We start from the raw sequence: 24,359 nt of genomic DNA, 5'->3' as shown, positions 1-24,359 counted from the left end.
TAATTGTGATTATTGTAAGTCAAAATTACTTACATTATAATAAACATCAATCAAGTAAATCAACAATGTGTTGATTATTGTTTATATACCAAAAAGGAGTGATCCACTTGTCAAATATAAAAACAGCCATCGTCACAGGTGCCTCAAGCGGAATCGGACGTGCTATAGCAATTCATCTGGCTCAAGCGGGAATGCACGTCTACATGACAGGAAGAAACGAGGATAAGCTGGAGCTTATACGTGATCAAATCGAAAAAACGGGGGGCCGCGCAAGTATCAGCGCTTTTGATATTCGCGATATCCAGAAGCTTCAGCATTTTGTTCAGCAAGCTGCACAGCAAACTGGAAGATTGGACGTTATGGTCAACAATGCCGGTCTGCACCTGCATGGGGAAATCGCTGAGGCTGATCCCGATATTTGGCGTGAGATGATCGATGTCAATATTATGGCCCTGCTGGCCGGGTCACAAGCAGCTATTCGTGCAATGCGCCAGCATCCCGATGCCGCTGTCGGACACATCATCAATATCTCCTCAGGCAATGCCAAAGAACCGGGCAAAGATTTTTATAGCGCTACCAAACATATGGTCAATGCCCTTTGTGAAGCATTAACACACGAGTTGGCGGACGAACCAATCCGGGTAAGTACTATTATGCCAGGCGCAGTTGCGACAAATTTCGGTCGAAGCGTTGACCCGGCGCGGATTCAAGAGCTTGCTGGCAAGCTTGGCATCGATGTGGAAATCAAGAAGGACGAGCATCTACCCGATGCACTGCTCGAACGTATTCATGCTGCCATGGGTCAAATATTTTTGAGTGCAGACGATATCGCCAAAGCAGTCCTCTATGTCCTCAATCAACCTCAAAATGTGGTAGTGCGCGAAGTCTATATGACTGCACCTGACGTTTATTTGGGAAAGGAGTTTTCCATGTAGTTTAGGCATGTTGATTTCTTTCCATAACCTTCATCGGTAAGCCGCCTTGTACTCGCAAAGTAATTAAAGGCTCAGGTTTAACCGAATGGGAGTCCAACAGCTGTAATCTGTATCTTTGACCTACTACAGCCACAATAATTGCTGCTTCCATGAGTGCAAAGTTATTTCCTATGCAAACCCTTGGACCTCCTCCGAAAGGAAAATAAGCGTATGCAGGGATGGTTTTCAAAAAATCATGATCAAAGCGTTCTGGGCTGAATTGATTCGGATTGGCAAAATATTTGGGGTTTCTGTGCATCGCATACTGACTCATAAAAATCGTATCACCTTGAGCAATGTTCATCCCGCCTATCTCCACCGGTTCTGTGGCTTCCCGCCCAATCATCCACGCGGCCGGATACAGTCGCATCGATTCTTGAATGATTTGGTTCGTATACTTGAGTTTGGGAATATCGGGCAAACTGGGTGAGTTGCCTCCTAATACTTCATCCAGTTCAGCCCACAGCTTCTTTTCGACGGTTGCGTTCTGAGCTAACAAAAACCAGGTCCAGGACAACGTATTCGCTGTTGTTTCATGCCCTGCTATGTAGATCGTAATGAGCTGATCACGAATTTCCTGATCTGTCATCCGAGTACCATCCTCATCCGTAGCTGCGAGAAGCAGGGATAACAGATCGTGGTGTTCTTCATACGGCTGTTTACGTCTTTCTTCTATCATTGAATAAATAATTCGATTCAGATAACCTTGTGATTCCTGCAGTTTATCGTCTGTTTTTTTGGTAAAAAACTTTGGCACACTAATCACACTTTTGGCTTGTTGCATATTTCTTCGGCTTCCCGCCTCAATAATTTCTCCTATTTGATCTACATCTTCAGTCAGGGTATGACCAAACATCGTTTTATTTATGATTTCCAGAGCTAATTCCGTCATATCCCGATGTATATTTCTATCTTCCTGGTTGACCCAGGTATCCAGCATTCGTTCCGTATGCTCCACCATGACACCTGCAAAAGAAGATATATGCTTGGCATGAAACTGAGGCTGCATCAACCGCCGCTGGCGTTTATGAGTATCACCTTCACTTGTTAATAATCCTTGGCCTAGAAATTTACCAGCAATCTGCAGTCCTTTTCCTTTACGAAAACTCGAAGTTTTGTTAACTAGAACCTCTTTGATCAAATCCGGATGATTCAACACGAATATTTTGCGATTAGCTCTGTGACCAATCTCAACAATATCACCCAGCTCGCGAATTTCAGTTAAAAAATGTAATGGATTGTTTCTGAATTTCAGCAGATTCTTGATGTTTAATCCCGAAACTGTATGATTGCTGAACATGTAATCACGCCTCTCGCTGATCCTTATTCCTTAATATGTATAAGCTTCCCTTTTTCGATTACACTATCCCACTGGATATGAATGTAAGAAAAGCTTCTGATCGAAGCCTATTCGGTGAAGATAGGTTGCTTTTCTTGCAATATCAGAATATTCAGCTCTGCTGAAAACTTAGAAATTCTGATATTATAAAAAAAAAACGGCATTTCTGCCGTTTCATCGTTCCACACCTATTAAACCATAATTTTACAAATATCGTTGGTGAACTCCACCGGATCCTGAATCGGCAATCCCTCGATAAGCAAGGCTTGATTATATAACAACGCCGTATACAGGTTCAGCTTCTCCTTATCCTTCTCATAGGAGTCCTTCAAGGATTCAAACACAGCATGATTTACGTTTATTTCCAACACCTTATCTGCTTTTACATTAGGATTGTTCGGCATCGCTTGTAATATTTTTTCCATCTCAATCGTGAGCTCGCCTTCTGTAGACAAGCAAACCGGATGCGTTCTGAGCCTTTTGGACGCTCTGACATGGGTTACTTTACCGTTCAACAAGCTTGTCATATGCTCGAACAAAGCTTGATTGTCGTTCTTCTCGGCATCTGTATCCTTTTCGTTATCCTCCACTTCAATACCCAGATCGCCGCTGGATACGGATTTGAATTCCTTGTCTTTATATTTCATAATCATTTTAATCGCAAATTCATCGATATCATCAGTGAAATACAAGATTTCGTAGCCTTTATCGGATACTAGCTCTGTCTGTGGAAGCTTTTCAATTCTTTCGTTCGACTCACCGGATGCATAATAAATGTATTTTTGCTCTTCCGGCATTCTCGATACGTACTCATCCAGCGTGACCAGCTTTTTCTCTTTCGAGGAGTAGAACATAACTAAATCCTGCAATACGTCCTTGTGGCTGCCGTAATCGCTGTAAATCCCGTATTTAAGCTGTCTGCCGAACGATTTGTAGAATTGTTCATACTTCTCTCTTTCGTCCTTCAGCAGGCTTTGCAGTTGGCTCTTGATTTTGCTTGAAATGTTCTTGGCAATCAGCTTTAACTGGCGGTCATGCTGCAGCATTTCTCTGGAAATGTTAAGCGATAAGCTTTCGGAATCAACCATCCCTTTGACAAAGCTAAAATAATCCGGAAGCAAATCAGCGCATTTGTTCATGATCAGCACGCCATTGGAATATAGCTCCAGTCCTTTTTCGTATTCCTTGGAGTAGAAGTCATAAGGCGTGCTCTCAGGAATAAACAAAATAGCCTGGTACACCACCGCTCCATCCGCACTGATATGAATGTGCTTGAGCGGCTTATCGAAGCCGTAATGCTTTTCCGCATAAAACTTTTCGTAATCCTCGGGTGTCAGCTCGCTTTTGTTTTTTCTCCAGATCGGAACCATGCTGTTCACATGCTGCTCTTCCTGGTAGTCCTCGAACTCGCTTTCGCTTCCTTCTTTCAGCCTTTTGCCACTTACGTCCATCTTGATCGGGTAGCGAATGAAATCGGAGTACTTTTTAATAATTGCTTTCAAACGGTATTCCTCTAAGTATTCGTCGAAGCTCTCATCCTCTGTATTGTCTTTGATTTTCAGGATGACCTCCGTACCGACGGAATCCTTATCACACGCTTCAATCGTATAACCTTCTGCACCCGTCGACTCCCACTTATAGGCACTGTCTTCATAAATAGACTTACTGATAACGGTAACTACATCCGCCACCATAAAAGCGGAATAAAATCCAACGCCAAACTGGCCGATAATATCATGACCGTCTTTGGATTGGTTTTCCTTTTTGAAGGCAAGGGAACCGCTCTTGGCGATGACGCCAAGATTATTTTCCAGATCTTCTTTGGTCATGCCAATTCCGGTATCGCGGATTGTTAGCGTTCTGCTCGTTTTGTCGGCCGTAACCTTGATATAGTAGCTGTCTTTGTCAAAGACCAGTTTATCGTCTGTTAATGCTTTGTAATAGATCTTGTCGATGGCATCACTCGCGTTGGAAATCAACTCTCTGAGAAATATCTCTTTTTGTGTGTAAATGGAATTGATCATCATTTCCAATAATCGCTTGGATTCTGCCTGAAACTGCTTTTTTTCCATTTGAATCTCTCCTTTGAGTATCGAACAAAAATAGATTAGCACTCTCAGCCTTTGAGTGCTATTCTCTATTTTTATATCATTACTCGCTTTTAATGTCAATATAGCGTGCAGGTTATGTATAGTTGCAAATTGTCAATTATTAAGAAAAAAGACTTATGGCGTCATTGATGTGCAATTTACTTTGGTGCGTGGGGAGGGAAGCGACTATGGGATTCCGACCGCTGTCGAAGCCGTATTCCATGAATGCAGGCTTGCAGTGGTTGGAACACGAGCTTCAAAGGCGGACGCTGCCGCTTCTCCACCCCACAGCCGTTCCCTCTCTTGTTCTACACCTGAGCTTGGTGCTGCTTGCTTTAAAAGTCCGGTGAAAAAGCTTCCGCTGCGTCGTCAAATATCCTTCCAAGAAGATGCTTACGAAGCTATCACCGGACTTTTAAATCTTTAATATTATAAATATATCAAGAAGACCAGAGTCGAATATCCCTGGTCTTCTTGATATATGGTTTAAATTAAAATTATATAAGATGAACTAAAGAACACCAAACCGGAGCGGAGAAAGCGGACCCTTCCGGAGAAACGTAGTGTTCGCCTCTGCAGACAGATTCTTACCCCTGTGGGATAAAAATACAAAGAATCGGGCTGCAACAGCGATTGGAAGAAGGGTCTGCTTTCGTAGCGGTTCTCAGCAGTGCGGATGTTGAGTTCAGCTTATTATTTAGTCGTGAAAATTCAATCCTGAAGTCACTGCTTTTACATAGCCGGTACGGATAACAAAATCTCCAAAATGCTCACCTTGTGTCCGCTCTTTCGCATACCGGTGGAAAATAGGCTTGAGTGTATCCAGAATTTCGGTCTCACCGATATTTTCCCGGTACAGCTTGTTCAGTCTGTCTCCGGTAAAACCAGCACCCATATACATATTATATTTGCCTGGTGCCTTACCAATAAACGAGATTTCACCCAATCCAGGTCTTGCGCACCCGTTAGGGCAGCCAGTCATCCGAATCACAATCTCTTCCTCGCGCAAACCAACTTCATCAAGGATCAGCTCCAGCTTACCCATCAAGACTGGCAAATAACGTTCGGCCTCAGCCATGGCCAGCCCACAGGTTGGCAAGGCCACACAGGACAAGGAGCTTCTGCGCAATGCAGATTGGTGAGCACCATCAGACAGTCCATACTGCTCGACAAGCTCCATGACTTTACGCTTCTTCGGCGTAGTTACGTTGGCAATGATCACGTTCTGATTCGGTGTTAACCGGAAGTCACCCGTATGAATCTTGGCGATTTCGCGCAGTGCCGTCATCAGAAGGTAGCCCTCTTGATCTTGAATCCGTCCACTTTGAACGTAAAGCGTCAAGTTCCATCTGCCGTTACTGCCCTTCACCCAACCGTAACGGTCGCCGTTATGATCAAAATGATACGCACGTGCAGCTTCCAGCTGCCAGCCCATTCTGTTATGCAGCTCGGTTACAAACCACTCCAGACCATGGCGGTCGATCGTGTATTTGAAACGAGCATTTTTGCGGACAGAACGGTTTCCGTAATCGCGCTGGATCGTAACCGTCTTCTCTGCTACATCAATCACTTGCTCCGGTGTGCAGAAGCCAATAACACGACCCAGCTGCGGGTAAGTGCTTGTATCGCCATGAGTCATGCCCATTCCGCCGCCAACCGTAACGTTAAACCCAAGCAGCTTCCCATTTTCCACGATGGCAATGTAACCCAGATCCTGAGAAAACACATCTACATCATTGGAAGGAGGAACGGCCATACCGATTTTGAACTTACGCGGCAAGTACACAGGACCATAAATCGGCTCTACTTCTGCCTGGCCTTCAGTACTGTCGAGAACCTTTTCGCCATCGAGCCATATTTCGTGATAAGCCGGTGTCCGCGGGGACAAGTGATCGCTAATCTTGCGTGCCCAATCGTAAACCTCGGCATGAACCTCAGATTGGTAAGGATTCGGATTACTCATTACATTACGGTTTACATCACCACAGGCAGCTAATGTAGTCATCAGCGTGTCGTTAATGGTGCGAATCGTCTTTTTCAAGTTCCATTTGAGAACCCCGTGCATTTGAAAAGCTTGACGTGTTGTTACACGCAGCGTTCCATTACCATATTTTTGAGCCAAACTGTCCATGGTTAGCCATTGGGTTGGTGTAGCAACGCCGCCTGGCGCCACTACGCGCAGCATGAACTGGTAAGAAGGCTCCAGCTTTTGTTTTTCACGTTCGTTACGCAAGTCCCTATCATCCTGCATGTAGCTCCCATGAAATTTTAACAGCCGATTATCATCCTCGGGCAAACCGCCGGTTATCGGGTTTCCTATCGTTTCTACGAGCGCTCCACGCAGGTAATTGCTCTCGCTCTTAATATGCTCAACTTCGCTTGGCGGTCCGCCTACAGGCTTCACCAATTGATCATTCGCCATAGTTGCTTTTCTCCTCTCGCACTCAATCCATCTTCTATTAATACACGTCGCGCTGGTAACGCTGCTGCTGCTGCAAATCGTCCAGATAAGCGACAGCTTCTTCAGGACTCATGTTGCCTTCCTGCTGGAGGATAGTGACCAACGCAGCATGGACGTCATGTGCCATATGCTTTTCGTCGCCGCAAACATAGATATGTGCACCTTCTTGAAGCCATCCAAAGACATCGCTGCTTTTTTCCAGCAAACGATGCTGTACGTATACCTTTTCTTCCGTATCGCGAGAAAACGCAACATCCAGACGTGTCAGCACGCCCTCTTTAAGCATACGCTGCCAATCGGTCTGATACAGAAAGTCGGTAACAAAATGCCGATCGCCGTAGAACAGCCACGTTTTTCCTTGTGCACCAAGCTCCTCGCGTTCCTCCAGAAAAGACCGGAATGGAGCGACCCCCGTACCTGGACCAATCATAATAACAGGGACATCCGGGTTCGTTGGAAGCTTGAAATTCGGATTGTGCTGAATATAAATAGGCAAGGTGCTGCCATTCTCTAAACGCTCTGCACAATGAACGGAGCATACGCCATACCGTTCCCGACCATGGGCTTCATAACGAACTGCCCTGATTGTAACATGCACCTCATCCGGGTTAGCCTTAAGGCTGCTGGCTATCGAATAGAGACGGGCAGGCAATTTCCGCAAAATAGCTGTAAAGCTGCGAGCCGAGACTTGACCCGGTGAGAAATCCTCAACCAAATCCAGCAAATCGCGACCATCCATATACGCCTTAAGCTCCTGCTCATGTCCTGGTGCCAACAGCTCACTCAGCTTAGGGTTGGAGAACAACTGCGCAGCCTGCTCCAATAATGGCTTTGTCAGTACCGTAATTTCAAGATGATACAGCAGCGCTTCACGTAAAGGATGCTCTTCACCCTTCTTGTTCACCGGAACGGACTCCTCAGGATTCCAGTTCATAGCCTTAATCAGTGAATCTACTAATTCCGGGTGATTTTCCGGATAAATCCCTACGCAATCGCCAGGCTCAAACTGTAAATTGGAGCCCTCAAGCGACAGTTCAAGATGACGGGTTTCCCGATCTGAGCCGCGGCCATTCAGATTCAAATTTTCCAGTACTTCGGCTTTAAAAGGGTTCGTACGGGAATACTCAGATTGCTCTTGCCCGATTGTGCTAACCGATACTTGGGCAGCATTCGATGCCGATGCAGATGTAGGTTGGCTTCCGCTTAAAGAACTTAGAACATGCTCAAACCATTCTGCTACCGGTTCGTCATAATCGAGATCGCAATCAACACGAGGAGTCAATCGTTGACCGCCAAGCTCCTCCAGACGAGTATCGAAATCCTTGCCGGTTTGGCAGAAAAACTCATACGAAGTATCTCCCAAGGCAAGCACGGAAAAACGCAGGTTTTCTAATTGGGGTGCTCTTTTGCTATAAAGGAATTCGTGGAAGGACCGGGCATTATCCGGCGGCTCACCTTCACCATGGGTACTTACCAGCACCAACAAATTCTCGACCTTCTTCAAGCCATTCGATTTGAAGTTGTTCATGGAAGACAAGGTTACCTGAAACCCTTGCTCTTCGAGCTTACGTGACAAGCTGCCAGCCAGACGCTGACAATTACCGGTTTGGGAACCAAATAGAATCGTCACTTCACGGGAAATAACAGGTTGACTGACTGTAGGAAGTGCTTCCACAACTGCGACCGCACTTGCTTGCTGATCAGCGACGATCGATGCCGATGCAGCTGTTCTTTGTAGGGCGGACAAATACCCGCTGATCCATACCTGCTGTGAATCTGTTAAGGTTGGCAGAAGGCGATTAAGAAGCTCGACTTGCTCCTGATTAAAAGGACTGTTCGTTACCTGAAGTTGCAACAATATCCACCTCTCATAAACATAAAATCTTTTTTCTATCCAAATCGACATTTCATCAAATACTAACCTAACATATTACAACAAAACGATCAACGGAGACATTTCATCCTGATAAATGGTTTTATTACATTAATATCCATTTTAAACAAAAAGACATAGAAAACGGGGTGATTTGCCCTGATTTACCCCTTTTCATTATTAAAAATGATAGTTTTCATTAGAAAAAATGATATAGTCTTTTTGCAATATGAACTGTAAAAACAGCTGTATTCATAGAAAAACCGCTCGGGCTGTCACCGTGCGGTCCATTCGTACTTGGTAAATCCCACATGAAGATCTCTAATTCAATTCGAGTCTTACCTGTTGGTTAAGACGTCTGGATCGTTCCGCTGCAAAGCCGATCCGGTGACCATCTACCGATTGTTCAAGTGTAGTAGAGGAGATAGATGGCTGTTCTCCGCGCAAGGCACGCACGAAATCTTCTACTAATAGAAGATCACCCCCGCCATGACTGTCGTCAGCTACATCTACGGCAATCTTGTGCTCCTTGTATTCACGCCCTTTAACCGGGTCTGGCTGACGCAAATAGAAATATCCGTCCTCAAGAACCCCTTGAATCTCCCCATGCGTACCGATGATATGCAGAATGCGGCAGGATCTTGAAGCGGTACCTACCATATTGTGGGATGCTGTTGCCAAATTATCAAATTCAATAATGACAGACTGGTGGTCTACAACATCGTTATCGCAATGCCATACACAGCGGCCGTAAGGATTATCCGTACGCAACGATTCCAGCTTATCCTCCTCACTCATCCGTATACCCAGGTGATAGTTATTCCACACATAGAAGCCCCAGCGCTCCATATTCAAATAATGCTTACGCGCTGAGTACATACAGGATTCTTCAATGCTGCAATCAGTCAGACAGCGGGTGCCGGCTCCCACAGGTGCTTTCTCCGGTCTGAACTGCATACGGCTGCCGAAGCTGCTTACTTGCTGAGGCCGTGCCTTCCCCATCAGCCAGGACACCAAATCCAGATCATGGCAGCATTTGGCCATCAGCATTGAGGATCCGCATTGGGCTTCGGAGCTCCATTTGCCGCGGACAAAGGATACCGCCATATGATGATAGCTCACATGCTCCGAGGTATGCATCGTCAGGATTTCGCCGATTTCGCCGTCAGACACCAGCTGCTTCACTTTCTTGTAAAAGGGCGCATAACGAAGCACATGGCATATCATCACAATCCGGTTATATTTAAGCGCAGCAGCTTCCAGCTCCAGCGTCTCCTCCTCCGTCACACCAATCGGCTTTTCCAGCAGCACATGATACCCGTGTTCCAGCAAGGGCAGGGTTGTTGACACATGAAGCTCGTCCATCGTACCATTAATTACTGCGTCCGCCAGTTGAGCACGGTCTAACAATTCCTCTACGGAGGCAAACGTGTTGTGAGCAGAAATGCCAAAACGCTCCGCAGCCAGTTGTCTGCGCTCCGGGTCCGGCTCCACCACACCTTCAATCTGTAATTGGTCGGGATAACGTTCTGCGTAGGATGCATAGACGAGACTGCGTTGTCCCGCACCTACAATGATTGCGCTTACAGGCTTGCTTGCATTTGAACTCATTTTGACTCCTCCTCTACCCTCTTCAGCATTTAAACGGATTCATGACAAGTCTGATACTTTGTGACGAGCTGGTATGGCAGTCTCCGTATCACCTTGATTATAACGCGAATTCGAAAAGTAACCAGTCCCTAATTTCACCTTTTCCTACTGTTTGTTGTCATCTTGAACCCGTTGCGCATTGGCAGATTCATTCTTGTGTTCTTGGACAGCAGTATAGCCCCTTAGCTTAAATCGTGTTAATATATAGGGATATCTGAAACGAAGGTGGAGTTTCTTCAATGGATAATGTCGCCAAAATCATGGGCATTCCTTTTCCCAAAATGACAATGGACCAAACCGTACAAGTACTTGACAAGGTCGTAGATAAACATAAATCAGAGCTTTTCCATGTCGTAACGGGGAATCCGGAAATCGTAATGTCCTGCCAACACGATCAATCGCTGCGTGCCATTGTTGATGAGGCCGGTCTCGTTACGGCTGACGGTATTGGCATCGTCATGGTTTCCCGCTTCAAAGGTGGACATCTTCCAGAAAGGGTTACCGGATGTGACCTGCTCTTCAAGCTGCTGGAGGCTGGAAATCACAAAAAATGGTCATTTTACTTTCTCGGTGCAGACGATGCTACAAGTAAAAGAGCAGCGGAAGTGATTACTCAAACCTATCCGAATGTATCCATACTGGGCAGGCATCATGGCTTTTTTAAACAGGAGGATGATGCAAGGATTGTTCAAGAAATTCAGTCCTTGGCACCTGACTTCTTAATCGTAGCACTTGGGGCGCCATACGCTGAACGATGGATTCATAAGTACAAATCAAAGCTGAATGCCAAAATTGCTATCGGTGTCGGAGGAAGTCTTGATGTTATTGCAGGCAAGGTCAAACGGGCACCGGAGGTTTGGCAAAAATTACATGCAGAATGGTTGTATCGGTTAATTAAACAACCGTCGAGGTGGCGTAGACAGCTGATTTTGCCTCGATTCGCCATAAAGGCATTAATGTTTAGAGAGCATTAGTTTACAGTGAAAACAGGGATCGCCTGAACATCAGCAATCCCTGTTTTGAATTATTTTTTGGTTGCCACTACCATAATCTCCACTTCATCGAGGTTGATTTTTCTTTTCCCCCATCGTCCTGCGGTACCACCCCAGATGTTATCTACGTGAAAACCTGCGTTGTCAAACATTTGTTGAAGCTCTGTTGGAAAATATCTGCGCTCCTTCATCTGTATGTTCTTCTTTCCCTCCGGCAAATCCCATTCTACGACACTTTGCTCAATCATCGTTACCGGATTAAAAATACCAAGTTCGACCTCTTCTTGAGTAAATCTCCTAATTTTTGAATAGGCATTTAAAGTGGTCAGAATAAAGCGGGCGTTCGGTTTAAGCGCCTGACTCACATTGCGGAGGATTGCCATATCATGCTCAAGGGGATCGTCATCTTGACCCACTAAACCAAAGGCACCTTCACACAGACATATTGCAGCTTCAAAAAATCCGCTTCGGGAGAAATTTACTGCATCACAATGAACCCACTCGACATGAACCTTTGCTGCTTTGGCTGCTGTCATTGCTTCTTCCAGCATCCCCGACGATATATCGATACCTGTAACCTGATACCCACGCTGTGCAAGCTCAATGGAATGTCTTCCTGTCCCACACCCCACATCGAGAATGAAGCTTCCAACGGGAAGCTGCAATTCCTCAAGAACAAAATCAACTTCGGCCGCCGTATTTTTCGTAAAACCATTATTCATATAAAAAGGAGCATGCGTATCAAAAAAAGCTTCCCAGTTATTAGCGCTCAATTTTTTATACCTCTTTTCATACTGCATCTCTCCCTTGTATGTAAAGTGTAGTATATGATTTCCGATCATACAACGGATTAATTCGTTATTAACGATATTGTACAAATCTGCTGCGATTGTACAAATCTGCTGCGCTTATTGATAAACTTATGTTTAAAGCCGCTTACAAATGGCACACTAATTATGGAAGGCTTCAATTCAACCATTCAAGCGCCAGCGTGACTATACGTCTGTTTTCATCAAAACGTGACATCTGATACATTATTTTATTCAATAATATGATAAGCTAATCGAGACTACTTCAAAGGGTGTGTACAGATGAATAATCAAGGAATAACCAATGAAGAATTGACGTTGCTACTATCCAAGGATATTTCCGACAAGCCAGAAAAGGGTCCTCTGTATATCCCAAGATCCAAAAAAAGACGAAGAAAACATAAATTGTTTTCCCGCCTATTATTCTTTTCGCATAAATGAAATCAGGGTAGAGGCTCCTCGGGATTAACATGATACCCAGAAGGATAAATACTAAGGGGTACGACATAACCAATCATTCCATAGGATATGGTTTCTTGAAAGCCTGTTGGAAGATTCTCCTTGATCGTATTTCTCAGCTTGTCCATCGCTTGCTTTCTGTCTTCAGGTAGTTGGCTGATATAGGCTTCTGGACTATTTGCCTCGTACTTCATTTTATTGGTCAGCTCCTCACAATCTCATGAGTACTAACATACCCACTATGATACTGCCCTAATTGGTGCCTCCATGCAAATGATGGGCCAAACTCGATTTGATTCCCAAAATCACAACCTTTTGCTGTCGTATAGTTCTCTTGTAATGATCAATTTGTTGGACATATAGCGCATAGGCTTCCTCGGCTTCTTTTAAAGCAAGCTCAGCTTCAATTAATCGGGCCCTCAGCTCTTCTCTTGCCAATTCTTCTTCTTCCATTCCATAGCTTCCCCTTAAATTCAAGATGATTTGTTCACCAATTGATTTCTCACAAATTCCAATTCCTTATCCATACCAACCGCACGAACCTTATGCACTTTCTTTTGCGTTCCATCTTTCAAGCTTATGATTTGCTTCCTCGCGTCCCATTGTGTCACTTCTTCAATATGTACGGCTTCTAACGGCTGGATTTTTATCCATCCTGTTCCTCTTTGAGATAATTCAAAATCAAATTCACGAACTTTTTTGGAAAACCGGAAATTTTTTCTTCTAAAAAAATAAATAATACCCATTATAACAGCCAACCAAAATACAAGTGGAAAATAGATGACAATCGTCTGTACAAAACTATTCAACCTTAACAGCTCCCTTTAAAATTATGCTACTGCCAGCTTCATTTTTTAAATACGCAAATCTTTGCAAATACATGCTGTCTATCCTTTCATTTATCATAGCAATATTGACCAAATTAGTATATCATCACACCTGACTTATGACCTTTTCCCATTCCTAAACAACAAAAAAACGACATTTCTGCCGCTTTATATAGTAGACATGTCTTCCAGTTAATTGACCATACGAGCTGTTCGACGGTGAACCATGAAGTAATAAATGAAAGCCGATAACAGTACGACAACGCATGCAACAAGAAACATGACACGGTAGTTCGCAGCGCCAGCAATGAGACCCAGAACAAACGAGCCCAGCCCATAACCAAAATCAAACAATAAAAAGAACGTTGCCGTAGCAGCACCACGCCGCTCACTGGAAACCGATTGGATGGCGAGTGTCTGAAAGGAGGGAACCAAAGCTCCATGACCCAGTCCAATGATAGCACCGGAAAGCAGCAGTACAAAGCTCGAATCGGCTTGACTCAGTATCAGCATACCTATCGCGAAGCAAAGGACACCTGGATAAGTCAGATAATGCCCACCATACCTGTCAAATAATTTACCAACAAGCGGTCTGGAAATAATGATCATCACAGCAAAAACGATAAAAAATAGCCCTGCCGCATTGTCTTGATGGAGCTCTATACTATAAGCCGTAATGAATGAAGTTAAGGAGCTGTAGGAGAACGCGAGCACCATTCCAGAAAATGCGATCGGCAGCGCCTTTTTCTCGATCAGATTCCGCCATGACATTTTTTCTGCTGCCTGCGGAATGGATTCGCGCTTATTGTCCTTTTTGACGAGCATGGTGAATACCAGCGCCAAACACGAAATACCCGCGCTGATGGAGAACAATACAGCTTCATTGTCGAATTGATTCCACAGCATGATCCCGAGTGCCGGACCAACAACCATGGCGATGCTCATAAACATGCTAAAATAACCAATGCCTTCTCCTTTTCGGGATTCCGGAATAATGTCTGTCGCCAATGCGCTCGTGGAAGTAGCCGCGACTCCGAAGCTTCCGCCATGAATGGCACGAATGATCAATAATAATAAAATACCGGATACCCCAAAGTACACAAAAGATGCGAGCACGAAAATGGATAATGATATTACAGACAGCTTTTTCATGCCAAAACGATCAACCCATCTCCCTGAGAACAGGCGCATCAGTACACAGCCCAGAGACCATAGAGTAATGACCAATCCCATGTGCTGCTTGCTGCCATTCAGCACCTCTTTCACGAATAACGGCAGCGCGGCAGCAAGCATATAGAAATTCAGAAAAATAAAAAAACTGCTCATACATATAACCATAAAATCTTTCGTCCATATCCGGTTGCTATTCAATCAGCTCATCTCTCTTTACTCATGATAAGCTAAATTATAACGAATCCCATTTATAATAATAAATACATTTAATTGTATATATTCATAGGTTTAGAACTATATATCAGAGAAACGTGAGTCATGGATGATTGATTTTGATTTGTTCAAAATGGTCAATAACAAAATCGATAAAATTGTGCACAGTGGAGGTAAGGTAATGCTTTTTATTCAATAATAGCCCGATGGTTCTGAAACAAGAAGGCTCTTCAATCCGCAATTTGACGGTATCTGAAGAAGCTGAGTTAAAGGACGTAATCGATGGATAAAAAGCGACCCCGAGTCCTCTGGCTACTAATTTCTGTGTAATGCCCGCCTCGTCGCCTTCAAATGCGGTAAAGGGTGTAAAGCCGGCTTCCCTGCAAAAATCCTCTGTAATGTCTCGGAACCCGTGACCCGCAGGCATAGCTATGAATGGCTCAGATTTCACTTCATTTAGTCTGATGCTTGTGCGATCCGCTAAACGATGCCCTGGTGGAACCGTCAGCAATACTTCCTCCCGCAGCAGCGGAATCCATTGCAGATTCTCGCTGATCAGCTCCACCGTTGAAATACCCAAATCAATCTCGGCACTTTCCAGCTGCTTGCTCATCAGTGCTGACGATGACTGATACTGTCTGAATCTGACCTGAGGATACAAATTTTTGAATCCGACTATTAAATCCGGCAGGATGCTCGGAATGGTTACTGCGATGGCGATTTTCTCATTGTTTTTCCGGCTAATCTCTTCCATTTCTCTGAGCCCTTCATTTAACTCCATAAATACATTTTCGATTCTTCGGAGATAGGCTTTGCCGCATTCATTTAATTCAATTTTTCGCCCGTTACGCGTAAACAATGGATATCCCAGGCTCTTTTCCAGACGTGAAATCGTTTGGCTCAGGGATGGCTGAGCAATTCTTAATTCTTCAGCTGCTCTGGATAAATGCTCATATTTGGCTACAGTTTGAAAATACTTAAGCTGAAGTAAATCCACTCTCAACACCTGATCTTTCTGTTATTAGTGAGAATTAGACAGAGACTACAAGACAAGTCTATGGTCTCATACCCACCTACGCAAATCAATACGTGCAGCAGTCAGCAGAAAAAGCCCGGACAAGATCAGGCTTGTCCGTCATATGCCTGCTTTAGAATTTCAATATCAATCTTGTCCATTTGCAGCATGGCCTGCATCACCCTTGATGATTTCTCTGCATCTTTGTCCTGAAGCATTTGGCCTAATGCAGTGGGAATGATCTGCCATGACAAATTATATTTGTCTTTCAGCCAGCCGCATCGCTGCTTCTCCCCGCCTTCAGATAGTTTCTCCCACAGCTCGTCTACTTCTTGCTGGGTCTCGCAGTTCACAAAGAACGATATGGCTGGTGAGAACGTGAAGTGTGGGCCACCGTTTAATGCCATAAAATGTTGGCCGTCCAGTTGGAATGTACAAGACATTGCCGAACCCTTCGGTCCTGGTCCTTCTTCCCCATAACGAGCAACACTTTCAATTTTGGAGTTTTTAAAGATCGAGACATAAAAGTTCATCGCCTCTTCGGCATTGCCATCAAACCACAAAAACGGGTTAATTTTTTGCATGTTGGTATGCTCCTTTTCACATCATATTTATTTCCCACAAGTAAATAGTAACATAAAATCGAGCTGCGATTTCTTATGGATTGCTTACAATCGTAGATTCAATGCTCTATTTCACTGTGATGACTACATTTCCCTTATTGTGTCCTTTTTCTACTTATCGATGAGCTTCAGGAATCTGTTCCAGCGGAGAGCCTCTATGTATGACGGATTTAATCTTTCCCTGCTCTATAAGCTCTTTATTTATCCGTTTACCATGAGGTATTTATACTTTAATATAATTATTGGAGATAAGTGCTGAATCGGACTTCGTCCATGATCAAATAAGGGGGTAAAGCAAGTGAAGAAACTGTTGAACAAACCCGAGAATCTCGTAATGGAAATGTGTAATGGAATGGTCATGGCGCATCCGGATCTGGAGTTTCTGAAAAAGCATACAATCATCAAGAAAAAAACAATTAACGAAAACAAAGTAAGCATAATCAGTGGCGGGGGTAGTGGACATGAACCCGCACATGCGGGGTTTGTAGGGAAAGGAATGCTGGATGCTGCAGTATGCGGTGATGTATTCGCTTCTCCCTCCCAGATCCAGGTGTATCAGGCGATCAAAGCAACTGCCGGTCACAAAGGCACTCTTATGATTATTAAGAATTACAGCGGTGATATGATGAACTTTAAAAACGGCGCGGCGTTAGCGCAAGAAGATGGCATACAGGTAGAATACGTCCGGGTGGACGATGATATCGCAGTAAAAGACAGCTTATATTCCGTAGGACGCCGCGGTGTCGCCGGAACCATACTGGTCCATAAAATCGCTGGGGCTGCGGCAGAAGAAGGCTGGGATCTCAGGCAGGTTAAAGAAGCAACGGATAAAGCAGCTGCAAACGTACGTAGCATTGGTGTCGCTTTTACCTCATGTACCGTCCCCGCCAAAGGAACACCTACCTTCGCATTAGGCGAAGATGAGATCGAATATGGTGTCGGTATTCATGGAGAGCCGGGAATCAGAAGGGAAAACATGATCTCAGCCGACGAATTGGCAGATCGAATGACGAACGACCTCCTGAATGATTTGGCAATAGATAAGGATGAAACCGCAGAAATTGCCATCCTGATCAATGGCTTTGGTGCAACTCCTTTACAAGAGCTCTATTTATTTAACAATTCGGTTATGCGAGAGATGCATCGTAGAACGATTCCAATATACCGCTGCTTTGTTGGTAATTACATGACGAGCATCGATATGGCAGGAATTTCGTTGACAGTGATGAAGCTGGACGAGGAGTTAAAGACGTTGCTATCTCGAGAATGTATAACGCCGGCTTTCAAAGTGGATGGACCGGTAGGGCGTCCAGCGTACGTCGAACTTTTTGATAACGATGAAACAAAACCCGTTTTCTTTGAGACAGAGACATCGGAAACACACGCAGTAATCAAAGACGATGTACTTTCCCTGGATAACATGATCTATCTTGTCGATAAGATGAGCGAGGTCATTATCAAAAATGAAGTCCCTTTCTGTGAACTAGATTCACATGCAGGAGATGGTGATTTCGGCATGAGTGTCGCCAAGGGATTCAAGCAGCTAAAACGAGAGTGGAGTGAAATTTTAAGTCAGCCTCAATTGAATATCGGAACTTTTCTAAATGCTTGTTCCATGGTCATCATGGAACATTGCGGCGGTGCGTCCGGTCCGATTTGGGGTTCAGCCTTCCGGGCTGCCGGTAAAGCAGCTGACGGTAAACTTGAACTATCTGTCGGAGAGTTTGCATATATGCTGCAGGCTGCTGTTCAAGGTATACAAGCTACGGGTGAGCGCTCATTTGGAAGAGGAGCAGTTGTAGGCGATAAAACTCTCGTGGATGCGCTAGTGCCTTGTGTTCAATCATGGGTTGCAAGCGAAGCGGCGGGCGAGGATTTTAAGACTGCATTTGAGAAAGGAGCAGCTGCTGCTGTTGAAGGTGCAGAAAAAACAAAAGGAATCGTAGCTCGAATGGGACGGGCTGGTGTGGTAGGTGAAAGAAGCCTCGGTTATCCCGACGCGGGGGCCTACAGTCTGGGAGTCATTTTCACTGAGCTCTCTCGTTCCTTAAAATAAGTTTGACGGAACTCCGAGATTCGTCCCCTTCAGGGCTCCGAATGCAAAAACGTCGCCACAGGATTATGGCGACGTTTTGTATTGTTATGGAGCCAAGAGGGCACGAACCCTTGACCTGCTCTTCCCCTCGCTAGTCAATTACGCTGTCATCCATAAGACCCACCTTACTTCTTAACCTACTGAGCGAAACCGGAGTAATCCCCAGGTACCAAGCAATGTGGTATTGGGGAATTCGCCTGTTTATATCTGGGTATTCCTTCAGAAACAATCGATATCTTTCTTCTGCCGAATGCGTAAGTAATTGGCGTTCTTTTAATTCTTTTTTGATATACAATTGCTCTACCAGCTTTCTGCCCACCGTTTCCCAACACGCATGCCGCCTGAATAGTTGATTCAGTGTTCGGCCAGTGAAAGAAGCGATCACTGAAGACTCCATGGATTGAATAGAGAAATGGGACGGGATGGATAATATCAAAGAACTATACGAAGTGAAGATTCCCCGTTCCGAAATAAAGCTTTTATTGTATTCGCTCCCGTTCGTTGTATGATAATACATCCTCATAAGACCGCTCGCGCAGAAATAAACTTTCTCGCACAGCTCCCCGTTGCGTAGCAGAATATGCCCCTTCTCGATAGTCTCCCATTGTAAATTTTGCTTCAAGTACTCCCATTCCTCATTCGGTATTTCTGTGATCTCTCCCAATACACGAAGCAAATCTTTTTCGTAATCCAACCTTTAACTCCTCCCGTTTCCGTCTGTCGTTATCAAATGTTAATGATCTTTTCCAATTCGCTTTATACACTAAGAATAGCATAAGGGTTCTGAAAAGAAATAGAACATTGGAGGGTATCGAAATGGAACTGCATGGCGCAAAAGTATTAATCACGGGAGGAACTTCGGGCATTGGTCGTAAGACGTTGGATAGGCTAGTGAAAGAAAACGCCAAAGTCATTGTCGTTGCTCGAGACCAAAACAAACTTGACCAGCTAAGAGAAGATGGGATGATTGCCGGCGCTTATTGTTGCGATTTAGCAAACCCGCATGCAGTCGTGCAGCTTGCAGAAAAGCTCGTTACTGACCACCCAGATCTCCAAATCCTTATTAATAACGCAGGCGTGCAAAATAATATTGCTTTTCATGAGGACGCTTCTACTCCACAAACAATCACAGATGAATTGAACACGAATCTTCTTGCTCCTCTTCTTCTTATTCGAGTGCTCATGCCCACCCTGGCTAAGCAAAAGAAAGCCGCTATTGTTAACATAACGACAGGACTGGCCCTCGTTCCAAAGACCAGCTCTGCCGTGTATTGTGGAACGAAGGGTGGATTGCGAATATTCACTAAAGCATTGCAAAACCAACTCGAAGGCACCTCGATCCGCGTCATTGAAGTCCTACCTCCCGTGGTTGATACTCCCATGACGGATGGTAGAGGTAAAAATAAAATTTCTCCCGACAAAGTAGCGAATGAAATCGTCAGAGCAATTAGAGGGAATAGAAATGAAATATTTGTAGGGAAAACAAAATTGCTGTATTGGGTTTCAAAAGTTTCGCCCCGCGTGGCCCGCAGTATCATGAGAGGATTAGGGTAATGTAAAAAAACAACCCTTATCAGGGTTGCATCATTGTATAATTTGGTGGACCTTAGCGAGGTCGAACCTGACCTCATCGCTGCTGCCAGCGCTGCACCCTCCCCGCCGCAATCGGTTTCACAGCCCCAACTCCGATTTCATGCAGAATGGTACTGCTTAAAGCATCATTTGATAACGTTCACCTATAAATAGTATGTTTTGGGATGATAAATGTGCTCTGATAAAAACTAACTTTTCCCAATCTCAATTATAGTTGTGGATGGCATCGACCGCCGCTTTCTTAATACCCGATGCAGCTCAGCATTCGTTCCGTCCGTGAGGGGCGAACCCGCCAGGGATTAGGGATTCAATCCCCGTTCGGAATCACCCACATAAAAAATCCACCTTGTCAGGTGGCGGATTGACTTTTTATATTGATGGGGACGATTATTATACATTCTGACCGCGGCGTTCAATACACCAGTAAGGGCTGCCAGAAACTCCTTGAGAAGAACGGGTTTACCTGCAGCATGAGTCGCAAAGGCAGCTGTTATGATAATTCTCTAATGGAATCCTTTTAGTTAAAGCAAAAAAACGACATTTCTGTCGTTTGGGTTTACATATTTTGGTGGAATCAAGGGGGCTCGAACCCCTGACCTCTTCGCTGCCAGCGAAGCGCTCTACCGTCATTATCGGTTTCACTGCCCCTGAGGCTACTATACATGCGATCATAAACCTAACATAGGGAGATGTTTCCGAGTATGGTAAGTGAGAGATAATGAAATGCATTGCTTTAATTCACCTACTAATATGTCGTCCTCTTCGTTGAACACAATAGCCCGGTTTCCTTCAAATATGAATTTATCGCAATAGATCTCCCTGAAAGTCTCAACCAGTTTCGTTCTGCAGTTAAAATACAGGGCGTACTGACTTGGATTCGACTTTTTCCAACCCATTCTAATGGTGCTCCCTGTTTCCGTGACGTAACTAGGTTCACCCCATTTTAATGTTTCTTTCACGGAGTCAACCCCATCTGTCTCTAATGCAGTATCATAAATAAGTTGCCGGAGAAAAAGCAGCTTCTTCTGAATATTTATCGGATAATGTTCAAGTACAGCGGCTACCTTAATATTTTCAATCTCACCCACACGGATCATCCCTTACTTTATCCTTAGTCAATATTGTAAAAAGCCTGCTAGCGTAAAGCAATATATATTTCAGCTTGCCCATCATTCGGGTCGATATGCTGATCATAATACTCAAAATCACCCGAAAACGCCCGTTCATTGCCGGGTTGCTGCGACCATTCCCAAATGTGGGACCATGCTCGCTGTACCACCTCTATAATCGGTCCCCTCTCTGTAACGAAAACTGCGTATTTTGCAGCGGGAACGATGAATGTTTTTATATATTGTGGAAATTGGTCTTGCGATTTTTCCTTGACCCGCACCCCGACCATGATTTCATACTGCCCAGCATCACCTTTTTCATAGTTATAGTAACAGCTATAATGGCCAGGTTGTTGTTGATATTCTCTCAATTGATCAACAATGTTGTCTGAATGGAATTGTTCAAAGAGCCTACCAATTTTTCCGCTGCCGGATAATTCTGCAGCATTTGTTGTGACTGCGCTTATGCCGGCTAACGTGAAAGATAGAAGTTCTTCGACACGGGAGGGTTCGTTACGTTCGCTTTGATGCTTTACGATGTATTCGACTTGTTTCATCATGAATCACTCCTGCGATTAGAATGAGTTTAGTATAAAACAACCAACCTGACAACTATCTGTCAGGTTGATATATCTTTTCTATATTTTTTCGCAACTTGCTCAGCGCGATCAGCGATGACCTCTCGCAAATGCGGAGGCTCAAGCACCTCCACTTGGTGACCCAATCCGAGAATAAAGCGATACAACCATTCATTTTCCGGATATGCTTTCTTCACTAACCAACTGCCGTCATCCACTGGACAAAGAGCGTCAATGCCAAACCATTCCTCCGCCAAATGATAAGCCTCAGCCTGGAAACATAGGACGAATGCTGTCTTCCGAGACGGTTCAGAAGAACTTCGGTCCGAAGTTCTTGCTTCTATCGGAAGCTCTCGACGAATAAAAGTCTTCCCGTGGACGATTTCCAAATCTTTCATTCGCTTTAGCTTGAAAAGGCGAAATTGCGCTTTCTCTAAGCAGTAAGCTTGAAGGTACCATTGCTTTCCTTTCAGGATGAGCCTGTGCGGCTCTACAATTCGACGCGACATTTCACCATCGGCATTGGAATAGACGAATTTCGTGATGAGGCAATGATCAACTGCTTTCTCTAACAGTTGCAGCTTGGGGCGAAGTTGCTCGTTGCCGTCCCAAGGCGAGTAGTCAATCAATACTCGACTTGACTTGTCCTGAAATGCTTCGGAGTCAGCGGGCGGGACAACGCTATGGATTTTCTCCATAAGCCGCTGATGCTTCTCGTTACCGTAGGAGGAGGAAATGCTTCGAAGCGCGGTGATAATGGCAGCAAGCTCGTCGTTCGTCAGTATGTTGCGGTCTAGTCGGTAACCTTCCACCAGCCCAATGCCGCCATTGGTTCCTTGGTACGTGACGATGGGGATGCCGGCCTCATTGATGGTTTCGATGTCCCGATAAATGGTCCGTACAGAAACTTCAAACCGCTCCGCAAGTTCCTTGGCCTGCACCATTCGCCGGTTCAGCAGCAGAATGATAATGGATAGGAGCCTTTCCAATTTCAACGCATATCCCCTCCACTGTATAACAAATTAGGTTACCCATATACTAAAGGGGGGTTTTTCCATTGTCAACTTGATGCATATATGCTTTTGTGAAAAGCTTCTTTGCTTCAATGCGGCAAGTATTTTTTGACGCACTCAGCAGCGTATCAGCGCGGGAATTATTTCCGTGTCAAAATACTTCCCAATATCAAATCTTGGTTTGACTAGCTCAACAAAATCAGCACTGCGACCACAAAGGCAGTTTAGCCGATTCAGAAGCCGCCAGAAAATCAAAAAGCATCGGGAAATCCCGGTGCTATAAGGTCTTTTGTTGGTGGAGAATAGGAGGCTCGAACCCCTGACCTCATCACTGCCAGCGATGCGCTCTCCCGTCCTGGTCGGTTACACTATCATAAAAGCCAACAAAACAATCCATATGTTGGTTATATATATTTTTAACCAAGAAAAGGTTTTTTCCTTCTTCCTCTTTATATATTCATTATTTATGAGTGTTCTTAAACACTTCTAAATACGTCCCTAATATCCATGCCGTAAACCCAAATAGGCTCCAATAAAAAATTGCCCAAAGAGAAAAATTCCACATTATTAGCCAGAAAGCAAAAAGGATCTCACAAACAATAATTCCAAAAGCATTACCGTGTTCACGTAAATGTCTATATGATTCGATATACTGTGCCCTTGCTTTACAACAAGACGGTTTTTCAGAAAGCTTATAGTGACTCTTGCTTATTTCTCACCAACTACTCCATCTAAACAAAAGTATCGATCAGCACATTTATGGTTTAACATAGAGAATAACAAACTTACGCCTAGTAGACTTAATACTGATTATAAAGCGGTTCAAAGAGGAACAACGCAACATGAAATATTTTTTGGTGAGCAGGCAACAGCATGGAATCCTAATGACTTTGTTAACGTAAGAGTAAACTGCCGTGAAGACGCCGAGAACACAATACCAAATATTGAATATGCATTATTCGTCACATTCGAGTTGGCTGAAGAAATAAGTGAACAATTAGATATCGATGTGTACGAGAGTATTACTACAAGAATCAGAGAACTCGTTCCTATCACACCGAATTTGCCCCACTAATTAAATAGCAATCATTCCTTAGCATAAGTGCAGAAGCAATATAAGCTTCTGCATTCTTTTTATACAATCTCTTCTCAACAAGTAACACGCTTAAATTCAGCGAACATGCCACATCTCATTTTCGAACCATCAATATGACCGACTCCACATGTGAGGACTGTATAAAATAAAAAAAAACGACATCTCTGTCGTTTGGGTTTACATATTTTGGTGGAATCAAGGGGGATCGAACCCCTGACCTCTTCGCTGCCAGCGAAGCGCTCTCCCAGCTGAGCTATGACCCCAAGTTGATAATACTCCGGAAAAGATAAGTCATTATGATTTGTCTGTACTCGAGTTAGAATCCACGAGCTGCTGTTGCTTCTGGATGATCTAAAACCCAGTACGTTTGGCGACAA

The 24,359-nt window shown here is 44.3% G+C and carries 22 protein-coding genes, 1 tRNA gene and 1 pseudogene; 7 read left to right on the top strand and 17 right to left on the bottom strand.

Annotated elements, in window-relative coordinates:
* Positions 1–107: 107 nt before the first annotated feature.
* On the top strand, positions 108–935 hold the full coding sequence (locus tag LRL21_RS27100; RefSeq protein ID WP_240418904.1) for an SDR family oxidoreductase: 828 nt from the start codon (positions 108–110) through the stop codon (positions 933–935).
* 1 nt (position 936) lies between these two features.
* Here the strand turns inward: LRL21_RS27100 and LRL21_RS27095 are convergent, their stop codons facing one another.
* A complete protein-coding gene (locus tag LRL21_RS27095; protein WP_240418903.1) occupies positions 937–2,274 on the bottom strand; it encodes a cytochrome P450 in 1,338 nt (445 codons plus the stop codon).
* A gap of 230 nt (positions 2,275–2,504) precedes the next feature.
* Positions 2,505–4,385 (bottom strand): molecular chaperone HtpG, encoded by a 1,881-nt coding sequence (gene htpG / locus LRL21_RS27090; protein WP_240418902.1) that lies wholly within the window; start codon positions 4,383–4,385, stop codon positions 2,505–2,507.
* Positions 4,386–4,554: 169 nt separating this feature from the next.
* On the opposite strand from htpG, the gene LRL21_RS27085 reads away from it, so the two are divergent.
* Complete coding sequence (locus tag LRL21_RS27085) at positions 4,555–4,830, top strand: hypothetical protein (RefSeq protein WP_240418901.1); 276 nt, start codon at positions 4,555–4,557, stop codon at positions 4,828–4,830.
* Positions 4,831–5,100: 270 nt separating this feature from the next.
* Here the strand turns inward: LRL21_RS27085 and cysI are convergent, their stop codons facing one another.
* From cysI to LRL21_RS27070, 3 genes are all read right to left on the bottom strand, one after another.
* Positions 5,101–6,825: an assimilatory sulfite reductase (NADPH) hemoprotein subunit gene (gene cysI / locus LRL21_RS27080; protein WP_240418900.1), complete on the bottom strand. Its 1,725-nt coding sequence runs from the start codon at positions 6,823–6,825 to the stop codon at positions 5,101–5,103.
* 37 nt (positions 6,826–6,862) lie between these two features.
* The gene (locus LRL21_RS27075; RefSeq protein ID WP_240418899.1) at positions 6,863–8,719 is read right to left on the bottom strand and encodes an assimilatory sulfite reductase (NADPH) flavoprotein subunit; all 1,857 of its coding nucleotides are present in this window, start codon (positions 8,717–8,719) and stop codon (positions 6,863–6,865) included.
* Positions 8,720–9,058: 339 nt separating this feature from the next.
* Entirely contained in the window at positions 9,059–10,348 is a 1,290-nt protein-coding gene (locus LRL21_RS27070) for a Gfo/Idh/MocA family protein (RefSeq protein ID WP_240418898.1), read from the bottom strand.
* Between the two features lie 278 nt (positions 10,349–10,626).
* On the opposite strand from LRL21_RS27070, the gene LRL21_RS27065 reads away from it, so the two are divergent.
* Entirely contained in the window at positions 10,627–11,361 is a 735-nt protein-coding gene (locus LRL21_RS27065) for a WecB/TagA/CpsF family glycosyltransferase (protein ID WP_240418897.1), read from the top strand.
* Between the two features lie 50 nt (positions 11,362–11,411).
* Here the strand turns inward: LRL21_RS27065 and LRL21_RS27060 are convergent, their stop codons facing one another.
* From LRL21_RS27060 to LRL21_RS27030, 7 genes are all read right to left on the bottom strand, one after another.
* A complete protein-coding gene (locus LRL21_RS27060; protein WP_240418896.1) occupies positions 11,412–12,179 on the bottom strand; it encodes a class I SAM-dependent methyltransferase in 768 nt (255 codons plus the stop codon).
* Between the two features lie 452 nt (positions 12,180–12,631).
* Complete coding sequence (locus tag LRL21_RS27055) at positions 12,632–12,841, bottom strand: DUF1801 domain-containing protein (protein ID WP_240418895.1); 210 nt, start codon at positions 12,839–12,841, stop codon at positions 12,632–12,634.
* Positions 12,842–12,899: 58 nt separating this feature from the next.
* A complete protein-coding gene (locus tag LRL21_RS27050; RefSeq protein WP_240418894.1) occupies positions 12,900–13,100 on the bottom strand; it encodes a hypothetical protein in 201 nt (66 codons plus the stop codon).
* 20 nt (positions 13,101–13,120) lie between these two features.
* Positions 13,121–13,456, bottom strand: a complete 336-nt coding sequence (locus LRL21_RS27045) for a hypothetical protein (protein ID WP_240418893.1) — start codon at positions 13,454–13,456, stop codon at positions 13,121–13,123.
* A gap of 210 nt (positions 13,457–13,666) precedes the next feature.
* Entirely contained in the window at positions 13,667–14,800 is a 1,134-nt protein-coding gene (locus LRL21_RS27040) for an MFS transporter (protein WP_240418892.1), read from the bottom strand.
* Between the two features lie 163 nt (positions 14,801–14,963).
* Positions 14,964–15,857, bottom strand: a complete 894-nt coding sequence (locus LRL21_RS27035) for a LysR family transcriptional regulator (RefSeq protein ID WP_240418891.1) — start codon at positions 15,855–15,857, stop codon at positions 14,964–14,966.
* A gap of 125 nt (positions 15,858–15,982) precedes the next feature.
* On the bottom strand, positions 15,983–16,459 hold the full coding sequence (locus LRL21_RS27030; RefSeq protein ID WP_240418890.1) for a VOC family protein: 477 nt from the start codon (positions 16,457–16,459) through the stop codon (positions 15,983–15,985).
* A gap of 337 nt (positions 16,460–16,796) precedes the next feature.
* Here LRL21_RS27030 and dhaK point away from each other — a divergent pair, with 337 nt between their 5' ends.
* Positions 16,797–18,554 carry a dihydroxyacetone kinase subunit DhaK gene (dhaK, locus tag LRL21_RS27025; protein WP_240418889.1) on the top strand — a complete coding sequence of 586 codons (1,758 nt, stop codon included), beginning with the start codon at positions 16,797–16,799 and terminating at the stop codon, positions 18,552–18,554.
* Between the two features lie 130 nt (positions 18,555–18,684).
* On the opposite strand, the gene LRL21_RS27020 is transcribed toward dhaK, so the two are convergent.
* The gene (locus LRL21_RS27020) at positions 18,685–19,287 is read right to left on the bottom strand and encodes a Crp/Fnr family transcriptional regulator (RefSeq protein WP_240418888.1); all 603 of its coding nucleotides are present in this window, start codon (positions 19,285–19,287) and stop codon (positions 18,685–18,687) included.
* Between the two features lie 122 nt (positions 19,288–19,409).
* Between LRL21_RS27020 and LRL21_RS27015 the strand changes: the two genes are divergently transcribed.
* Together LRL21_RS27015 and LRL21_RS46845 are read left to right on the top strand one after the other, a co-directional pair.
* A complete protein-coding gene (locus tag LRL21_RS27015) occupies positions 19,410–20,147 on the top strand; it encodes an SDR family oxidoreductase (protein ID WP_240418887.1) in 738 nt (245 codons plus the stop codon).
* A 425-nt stretch (positions 20,148–20,572) separates the two neighbouring features.
* Positions 20,573–20,704, top strand: a pseudogene (locus LRL21_RS46845) (DDE-type integrase/transposase/recombinase); the annotation flags it as partial.
* A gap of 150 nt (positions 20,705–20,854) precedes the next feature.
* On the opposite strand, the gene LRL21_RS27005 reads toward LRL21_RS46845, so the two are convergent.
* The 3 genes from LRL21_RS27005 to LRL21_RS26995 are packed head-to-tail and all read right to left on the bottom strand — an operon-like array spanning position 20,855 to position 22,868.
* On the bottom strand, positions 20,855–21,274 hold the full coding sequence (locus tag LRL21_RS27005; RefSeq protein WP_240418886.1) for a DUF1801 domain-containing protein: 420 nt from the start codon (positions 21,272–21,274) through the stop codon (positions 20,855–20,857).
* 47 nt (positions 21,275–21,321) lie between these two features.
* Positions 21,322–21,855, bottom strand: a complete 534-nt coding sequence (locus LRL21_RS27000) for a GyrI-like domain-containing protein (RefSeq protein WP_240418885.1) — start codon at positions 21,853–21,855, stop codon at positions 21,322–21,324.
* A 59-nt stretch (positions 21,856–21,914) separates the two neighbouring features.
* Positions 21,915–22,868, bottom strand: coding sequence for a helix-turn-helix transcriptional regulator (locus tag LRL21_RS26995; protein ID WP_240418884.1), 954 nt, complete (start codon positions 22,866–22,868; stop codon positions 21,915–21,917).
* A 715-nt stretch (positions 22,869–23,583) separates the two neighbouring features.
* Between LRL21_RS26995 and LRL21_RS26990 the strand changes: the two genes are divergently transcribed.
* On the top strand, positions 23,584–23,961 hold the full coding sequence (locus LRL21_RS26990; protein WP_240418883.1) for a hypothetical protein: 378 nt from the start codon (positions 23,584–23,586) through the stop codon (positions 23,959–23,961).
* A 208-nt stretch (positions 23,962–24,169) separates the two neighbouring features.
* Here LRL21_RS26990 and LRL21_RS26985 read toward each other — a convergent pair.
* Positions 24,170–24,245, bottom strand: a tRNA-Ala gene (locus LRL21_RS26985).
* Positions 24,246–24,359 lie beyond the last annotated feature (114 nt).

It is taken from the genome of Paenibacillus periandrae (assembly GCF_022458865.1).
Lineage (GTDB): Bacteria > Bacillota > Bacilli > Paenibacillales > NBRC-103111 > Paenibacillus_S > Paenibacillus_S periandrae.
The sequence above is the reverse complement of the archived record's forward strand: the minus strand, read 5'-3'. Positions and strand labels throughout refer to the sequence as shown.

Bases quoted from the DNA above. Each gene is read 5' to 3' on its own strand.
- LRL21_RS27095 (WP_240418903.1), bottom strand. From the start codon at position 2,274: ATGTTCAGCAATCATACAGTTTCGGGATTAAACATCAAGAATCTGCTG.
- htpG (WP_240418902.1), bottom strand. From the start codon at position 4,385: ATGGAAAAAAAGCAGTTTCAGGCAGAATCCAAGCGATTATTGGAAATG.
- cysI (WP_240418900.1), bottom strand. From the start codon at position 6,825: ATGGCGAATGATCAATTGGTGAAGCCTGTAGGCGGACCGCCAAGCGAA.
- LRL21_RS27070 (WP_240418898.1), bottom strand. From the start codon at position 10,348: ATGAGTTCAAATGCAAGCAAGCCTGTAAGCGCAATCATTGTAGGTGCG.
- LRL21_RS27065 (WP_240418897.1), top strand. From the start codon at position 10,627: ATGGATAATGTCGCCAAAATCATGGGCATTCCTTTTCCCAAAATGACA.
- LRL21_RS27060 (WP_240418896.1), bottom strand. From the start codon at position 12,179: ATGCAGTATGAAAAGAGGTATAAAAAATTGAGCGCTAATAACTGGGAA.
- LRL21_RS27055 (WP_240418895.1), bottom strand. From the start codon at position 12,841: ATGAAGTACGAGGCAAATAGTCCAGAAGCCTATATCAGCCAACTACCT.
- LRL21_RS27050 (WP_240418894.1), bottom strand. From the start codon at position 13,100: ATGGAAGAAGAAGAATTGGCAAGAGAAGAGCTGAGGGCCCGATTAATT.
- LRL21_RS27040 (WP_240418892.1), bottom strand. From the start codon at position 14,800: ATGAGCAGTTTTTTTATTTTTCTGAATTTCTATATGCTTGCTGCCGCG.
- LRL21_RS27030 (WP_240418890.1), bottom strand. From the start codon at position 16,459: ATGCAAAAAATTAACCCGTTTTTGTGGTTTGATGGCAATGCCGAAGAG.
- LRL21_RS27015 (WP_240418887.1), top strand. From the start codon at position 19,410: ATGGAACTGCATGGCGCAAAAGTATTAATCACGGGAGGAACTTCGGGC.
- LRL21_RS27000 (WP_240418885.1), bottom strand. From the start codon at position 21,855: ATGATGAAACAAGTCGAATACATCGTAAAGCATCAAAGCGAACGTAAC.